Origin of the sequence: Paraburkholderia sp. BR10937, assembly GCF_040965695.1 — a bacterium.
Taxonomy (GTDB): Bacteria; Pseudomonadota; Gammaproteobacteria; order Burkholderiales; family Burkholderiaceae; genus Paraburkholderia.
Genome location: NZ_JBFRCL010000012.1, coordinates 165,049 through 171,518, shown reverse-complemented (window position 1 = coordinate 171,518; position 6,470 = coordinate 165,049). Strand labels below are relative to the sequence as shown.

General features: G+C 71.7%; 5 protein-coding genes and 1 pseudogene. All 6 read left to right on the top strand.

Going from position 1 to position 6,470, the window contains the following annotated elements:
- Window positions 1-361: pseudogene (locus AB4Y44_RS12910) on the top strand (methyl-accepting chemotaxis protein); the annotation flags it as partial.
- Window positions 362-374: 13 nt separating this feature from the next.
- Complete coding sequence (locus tag AB4Y44_RS12905) at window positions 375-869, top strand: chemotaxis protein CheW (RefSeq protein WP_342922866.1); 495 nt, start codon at window positions 375-377, stop codon at window positions 867-869.
- Window positions 866-2,344, top strand: a complete 1,479-nt coding sequence (locus AB4Y44_RS12900) for a CheR family methyltransferase (protein WP_368699763.1) — start codon at window positions 866-868, stop codon at window positions 2,342-2,344. The genes AB4Y44_RS12905 and AB4Y44_RS12900 overlap by 4 nt, the downstream gene beginning before the upstream one ends.
- Complete coding sequence (locus tag AB4Y44_RS12895) at window positions 2,337-3,041, top strand: chemotaxis protein CheW (protein ID WP_368699762.1); 705 nt, start codon at window positions 2,337-2,339, stop codon at window positions 3,039-3,041. Before AB4Y44_RS12900 ends, AB4Y44_RS12895 begins: the two co-directional genes overlap by 8 nt.
- A complete protein-coding gene (locus AB4Y44_RS12890; RefSeq protein ID WP_368699761.1) occupies window positions 3,038-5,341 on the top strand; it encodes a hybrid sensor histidine kinase/response regulator in 2,304 nt (767 codons plus the stop codon). The genes AB4Y44_RS12895 and AB4Y44_RS12890 overlap by 4 nt, the downstream gene beginning before the upstream one ends.
- Window positions 5,338-6,363, top strand: coding sequence for a chemotaxis response regulator protein-glutamate methylesterase (locus AB4Y44_RS12885; protein WP_368699760.1), 1,026 nt, complete (start codon window positions 5,338-5,340; stop codon window positions 6,361-6,363). The genes AB4Y44_RS12890 and AB4Y44_RS12885 overlap by 4 nt, the downstream gene beginning before the upstream one ends.
- The last annotated feature ends 107 nt before the right edge of the window (window positions 6,364-6,470 follow it).

Below are 6,470 nucleotides of genomic sequence, written 5' to 3'. Positions count from 1 at the left end.
CTACGACATCGAGCAGACCGTGAAAGAGATCCAGTCGGCGGTGTCGGCGGGCGTGATGGGCATGGACAAGTTCGCGGAAGAAGTGCGGCGCGGCATGCACGACGTGCAGGCCGTGGGCGCGCAGCTTTCGCAGATCATCGGCGCAGTGCAGACGCTCGCGCCGCGCTTCCAGGTCGTCAACGACGGCATGCAGGCGCAGGCCACCAGCGCCGAGCAGATCACCCAGGCGCTCACGCAGCTTTCCGAAGCTGCCCAGCAGACGGCGGAGTCGCTGCGCCAGTCGTCGCAGGCCATCGACAATCTCACGCTCGTCGCCAACGAACTGCGCACCGGCGTGTCGCGGTTCAGGATCGAGGCGTGACGCGGGAGCGGCGATGCTCTTCCTGGTGTTCGAACTGGACGGCGAGCGTTATGCGCTTGATGCCCGCGAGATCGCGCACGTGCTGCCGCTCGCGCCCGTGCGCGCGTTTCCGGGCACGCCCGCGTATATCGCCGGCGTGATCGACTACGAGGGCACGCCCGTGCCCGTGGTCGATCTGCCGATGCTCGCGCTCGGGCGGCCCGCGCGCACGCTCATGTCCACGCGGCTCGTGCTCGTCTATGACCGTCAGGACGACGCCGGCGCGGCTGGCGCCCACGCGTCGCCGCGCTGCCTCGCGCTGCTGCTCGAAAGCGCGACACGCACGCAGTCGATCGCGCCCGAGCGCTTTGCCGAAGGCGGCATTGCCACGCCCGAGGCGCGCTGGCTCGGCCCCATCGCGCGCGACGAGCGCGGCTTCGTACAGTGGGTGAAGGTGGCCCAGCTGCTCGACGCGCGCGTGCGCGCGCGGCTCTTTCCCGATCCGCCTTCGTGGCAAGGCACGCCATGAGACAGGCCGACCCGCGCTTCGCCGCATGGCTGCTCGACGAAACCGGCATCGACGCCGAATCGCTGGGCGCCAACGCGCTCGCCCGCGCGGTGGGCGCACGGGCGGCGGTGACGCTCGAGGTCCAGGCCGATCTGCTTCCGGCCGTCACGCGCAAGGAGTGGATGAGCGGCGCCGCGCTGCCCGAATGGGCGCGCGAAGCCTACTGGCAGCGTCTCACGACTACGCCTGCCGAGCGCCAGGCGCTGATCGACGCGCTCGTGGTGCCCGAGACCTGGTTCTTTCGCGAGCGCGAGGCCTTCGCGGCGCTCGCGCGCCTGGGCGCGAAGCGGCTGGCCGCGCAGCCCGGCGACGTGCTGCGCGTGCTGAGCGCGCCGTGCTCGAGCGGCGAGGAGCCGTACTCGGCGGCCATGGCGCTGCTCGACGCGGGCCTCGCGCCCGGGCAGTTCACCATCGACGCGATCGATATCAGCGGTCAGTCGATTGCGGCGGCCGCGCGCGGCGTGTATGGCCGCAATGCGTTTCGCGGCGACGGCCTCGCGTTTCGCGAGCGCTATTTCGAGGCGGCGCCGGACGGATGGCGTATCGCCGCGACGGTGCGCCGGGCCGTGACCTTCGAGCGCGCGAACCTGTTCGAATGGCTCGCCGCGCATCCGGTGCGCTACGACTTCATTTTTTGCCGCAACGTGCTGATCTATTTCGACCGCGCCTCGCAGGACCGCGCCATCGGCCTGCTGCGTGCGCGCCTCACGGCGGGCGGCATGATCTTCGTCGGACCGGCGGAAACCGGTCTGATGATGCGCCACGAGATGGTGTCCGCCTATATTCCGCTCGCGTTCGGTTTTCGCGCGCCGGAGCCCGGCGCGACGGCCGATCATCAGCATCCGGCGAGCCCGGCGGCCGCCGTGCCGCCTGCGCTCACGCCGCTGCCGGTGATGGCCGCCACGGCGGCGGCGCCCGCATTCGGCAGCGCGCCGGTGTTCGCGCCGCTGGACGCGCCCGTGGCCGCGGCGGCACGCGGGTCCGCGCCGTCGCGACTCTCGCTGCGGCCCTTGCACGGCGCGCCGGCTCCGCGCGCGGCGGCCGTGGTGGACGCCCATGCGGCGCCCGGGCCGTCCACCGGCGCCACGCCCGAAGCCGCGCTCGCCGACGCGCGGCGTCTCGCCGATGCCGGCGCGCTCGACGAGGCCGAGCGCCTTGCCACGCAAGCGGCGCAGGCGCTGGCGCAGAATGCGGGCACCTGGTACCTGCTAGGCCTGATCGCCGATGCGCAGGGCCGCGCAGCCGTTGCGCTCGCGCACTATCGCAAGGCCATCTATCTGGAGCCTTCGCACTACGAAGCGCTAACGCATCTGGCGGCGCTGCTGGAAGTGCAGGGCGATGCCGAAGGTGCACGCCGGCTGATGCGCCGTGCGCAGCGCGCCGCACAGGAAGTCGCTCAGGGCGGCGAAGCGGACGCAGGAGGCTCGCATGCCTGAGCGCGAACCAGAACAGGATAGCGTGCAGGACCTCGCGCCGTCGGCGCCGCTGCCCGAGCAGTGCTGGAAAGTCATCGGCACGCTGGGCGACAACTCGTGCCCGCGCCTCGAAACATGCGTGCGCTGCCTGAACTGCCCGGTTTTCGAAGCAGCGGCGGCGCGCGTGCTCGACCGTCCCGCGCCGCTTGCGCCGTCCGCGCTTGCGCTCGAACGCGCGCCTGAGTCCGCGGACACGCGCACGCGCGAGCAAGGCTCGCTCGTGTTCCGCGTGGGCGGCGAGTGGCTCGCGCTGTCCGCCACCGCGCTGCGCCAGGTGCACGAGGCGCGCGCCATCCACACGCTGCCGCACCGGCGCAGCGCCTCCGTGCTGGGCGTCGTGAACGTGCGCGGCGTGCTCACGCTCGCGGTATCGCTGGCGGCGCTGCTGCGCATCGATGCCGCGGCGGCCGGCGCACCGTCGCGCGCCGCCACGCCGCGCCTGCTCGTGACCGAATGGGCGGGCGCGACGACGGCGTTTCCCGTCGATGCCGTGGAGGGCGTGGCGAGCTTCGGCGCCGACGCGCTCCTGCCTGCGCCCGCCACGCTCGCGCAGTCGGCCGGCCGGCACGTGCGCGGCGTGACGCACTGGCGCGGGCGTTCGGTGGGCGTGCTCGACGCCGAGGTGCTATTCGATGCGCTTGCAAGGAGTTTGCGATGAGCGACGACGAACTGAGCCGCCGCTCGCTGCTCGACCTCTTCCATGAGGAGGCGGCGGCGCAGACGCGCACGCTTTCCGCAGGCCTGCTCGCGCTGGAGTCCGCGCCCGGCGATGCCGCCACGCTCGAAGCCTGCATGCGCGCGACGCACTCGCTCAAGGGCGCGGCGCGCATCGTCGGCCTGCCGGAGGCGGTCGAGGTGGCGAGCGCGATGGAGGACTGCTTCGTGGCCGCGCAGCGCGGCGAGCTGCGCATCGACGCGGCGCGCATCGATGCATTGCTCGTCGGCATCGACTTGCTGGGCGCAGCAGGCGACGCCGCGGCGGCGCCGCTATCGCACGAGACGGTCACGGCGTTCGTGGCGCGCCTGCAGGGCGGCGCGCAGCCGGATATATCCAACACCGCGGCCAACGCCGCCGCGAGCGCGCCCGAAACCGACGACCTCGCCGCGCTGGCGGCGTCACTGCGTCTGCCCGAGCCGGAGCCGGAGGCGGTGGCGTCCGGCGACGTCGAACCCGCGCCGCTGGCGCCACCCTCGCCACCCCGCTCAGCCGACGCCGAGCGCATGCTGCGCGTGCGCGCCGGCACGCTCGACCGTCTGCTCGGCTTCGCCGGCGAATCGCTGGTGGAGTCGCGCCGCATGCGGCCGTTCGCGGAGGGGCTCTTGCGCACGCGCCGCGCGCAGGGCGACGTGCTCGCGGCGCTGGGCCAGTTCCAGGAACGCCACGGGGATGCGCTCGACGTCGATGCGCGCGCCGCGCTCGCCGATATCCGCAATGCGGTGGCGTCGCTGGATCGTCAGCTATCCGAACGATTCGACGACGTCGATCGCATCGACCGGCGCGGCACGCAACTCGCGCAGCGCCTCTACGACGAGGCCCTGCAATGCCGCATGCGGCCGTTCGGCGACACGGCGCACACCTATCCGCGCGTGGTGCGCGATCTTGCGCGCTCGCTCGGCAAGCGCGTGCGCATCGCGATTGTGGGCGAGTCGACGCAAGTGGACCGCGACATCCTCGAAATGCTCGACGCACCGCTCGGCCACCTGCTGCGCAACGCGCTCGACCACGGAATCGAGGACCCCGAAACAAGACGGCGCGCGGGCAAGCCCGAGGAGGCAAGCCTCACGCTCGAAGCGCGCCACAGCGCCGGCAAGCTGCTGATCGCCGTGGCCGACGACGGCGCGGGCATCGATCTGGACGCATTGCGCGCGAGCATCGTCGCGCGCTCGCTCGCGCAGCCGCAGGCCGTGGCCGCGATGTCCGATGCCGAGCTGTTCGACTTCCTGCTGCTGCCGGGCTTCTCGCTGCGCGATACCGTCACCGACGTGTCGGGCCGCGGTGTCGGCCTCGACGCCGTGCAGAACTTCGCGAAGGCCGTGCGCGGCACGGTGCGCATCGAGAGCGCGGCGGGGCAGGGCACGCGCTTCGTGCTGCAGTTGCCGCTCACGCTCTCGGTGGTGCGCAGCCTGATCGTCGAGGTCGCGGGCGAAGCCTATGCGTTCCCGCTCGCGCACGTGCGCCGCGCGCTCAGCGTGCCGCGCAGCACGATCGAGATGCTCGAAGGCCAGCAGCACATCGCCTTCGAAGGGCGGCCCGTGGGGCTCGTGACCGCGCGCCAGCTGCTCGGCGCGGGTGCCGAAGCCACGACCGCGGCAGACCTGAACGTCGTGCTGGTGGGCAGCGAGGCGGGCCTCTATGGCGTGGCCGTGGACCGCTTCGCGGGCGAGCGCACGCTCGCCGTGCAGCCGCTCGACGCGCGTCTGGGCAAGGTGCGCAACGTCTCCGCGGCGGCGCTGCTCGACGACGGTGAGGTCGCGCTGATCGTCGACGTGGAGGACATCGTGACGTCGGTTGCGCGTCTCGTGCGCGACGGCCAGCTCGCGGGCGTTGCGCGCGGCGGCGCACACGATGGGGCGCGCGCTCGCAAGCGCATTCTGGTTGTCGAGGACTCCTTGACGGTGCGGGAGCTGGAGCGCAAGCTGCTCGAAAAACGCGGCTACGACGTCACGGTGGCGGTGGACGGCATGGATGGCTGGAGCACCTTGCGCAACGCGCACTTCGACCTCGTCATCACCGACGTCGACATGCCGCGCATGGACGGCATCGAACTCGTCACGATGATCAAGGGCGACGCGATGCATCGCAACGTGCCGGTGATGATCGTTTCGTACAAGGATCGTGAAGACGACCGGCGGCGCGGCCTCGACGCGGGCGCCGACTACTATCTGACCAAGGGCAGCTTCCATGACGAAGCGCTGCTCGACGCAGTGAACGACCTGATCGGAGAGGCGGCAGGATGAACATCGGTATCGCCAACGACATGCCGCTAGCGGTCGAGGCGCTGCGTCAGGCCATCGCGACGCGGCCGGGCCATCGCGTGCTGTGGGTCGCCGCGAACGGCGAAGACGCGGTGCAATTCTGCACGGCGCAGGTGCCCGACGTGATCCTCATGGATCTTGTGATGCCGAAGCTCGACGGCGTGGAGGCCACGCGGCAGATCATGGCGCGCTCGCCGTGCCCCATTCTGATCGTCACGAGCAGCGTGGGCGCGAACGCCTGGCGCGTGTATGAGGCGATGGGCGCGGGCGCGCTCGATGCCGTCGATACCCCCACGCTCGCCGGGCCCGATACGCGCCGCACCATGGACCTGCTGCTCGCGAAGATCGAACAGATCGGGCGCGTTTCAGGCGCGCTCGATCTCGCCGCGCGCGCGCCGGCGTTCAGCGCTGCCGGCATGGCGAAAGCGCCGCTCATTGCGATCGGCGCCTCGGCGGGCGGGCCCAGCGCGCTCGCGGCCGTGCTCGGCGCGCTGCCCGCCGGTTTCGGCGCGAGCATCGTGATCGTGCAGCACGTGGACCAGTCGTTTGCCGCGGGCATGGCCGCCTGGCTCGACGGCCAGACGCCGCTCACGGTGCGCATCGCGCTCGAAGGCGAGCAGCCCGAGCCCGGCTGCGTGCTGCTCGCCGCGACCAACGATCATCTGCGCATGACAGCGGGCGGCAAGCTGGCTTACACTCGCGAGCCGGCCGACACGCCCTACCGTCCCTCCGTCGATACGTTCTTTCACAGCCTCGTCGAGCGCTGGACGGGCGAGGCGATCGGCGTGCTGCTCACGGGCATGGGGCGCGACGGCGCCATCGGCCTGAAGGCGATGCGCGCCAAGGGTTGGCACACCATCGCCCAGGACGAGGCGACGAGCGCCGTATACGGCATGCCCAAGGCGGCGGCGGCGCTGTTCGCCGCGCGCGCGATCCTGCCGCTCGGCGCCATTGCCGCCGAGCTTGCGAGCCGGGTGAAACTACCGCATCAACCAGCCGGCTAGACGCCAGCCATCACGAGACGCGACCGATATCATGACCGAGAAGTCCAATCTTCCCACCAGCGCAAACGTTGCCGACGGCATCGGGCCGGACGTCGGCCCCGACGCGG

Excerpts from the sequence above, each read along its gene's own strand:
- AB4Y44_RS12895 (WP_368699762.1), top strand. The coding sequence starts at position 2,337 with ATGCCTGAGCGCGAACCAGAACAGGATAGCGTGCAGGACCTCGCGCCG.
- AB4Y44_RS12885 (WP_368699760.1), top strand. The coding sequence starts at position 5,338 with ATGAACATCGGTATCGCCAACGACATGCCGCTAGCGGTCGAGGCGCTG.
- AB4Y44_RS12890 (WP_368699761.1), top strand. The coding sequence starts at position 3,038 with ATGAGCGACGACGAACTGAGCCGCCGCTCGCTGCTCGACCTCTTCCAT.
- AB4Y44_RS12905 (WP_342922866.1), top strand. The coding sequence starts at position 375 with ATGCTCTTCCTGGTGTTCGAACTGGACGGCGAGCGTTATGCGCTTGAT.
- AB4Y44_RS12900 (WP_368699763.1), top strand. The coding sequence starts at position 866 with ATGAGACAGGCCGACCCGCGCTTCGCCGCATGGCTGCTCGACGAAACC.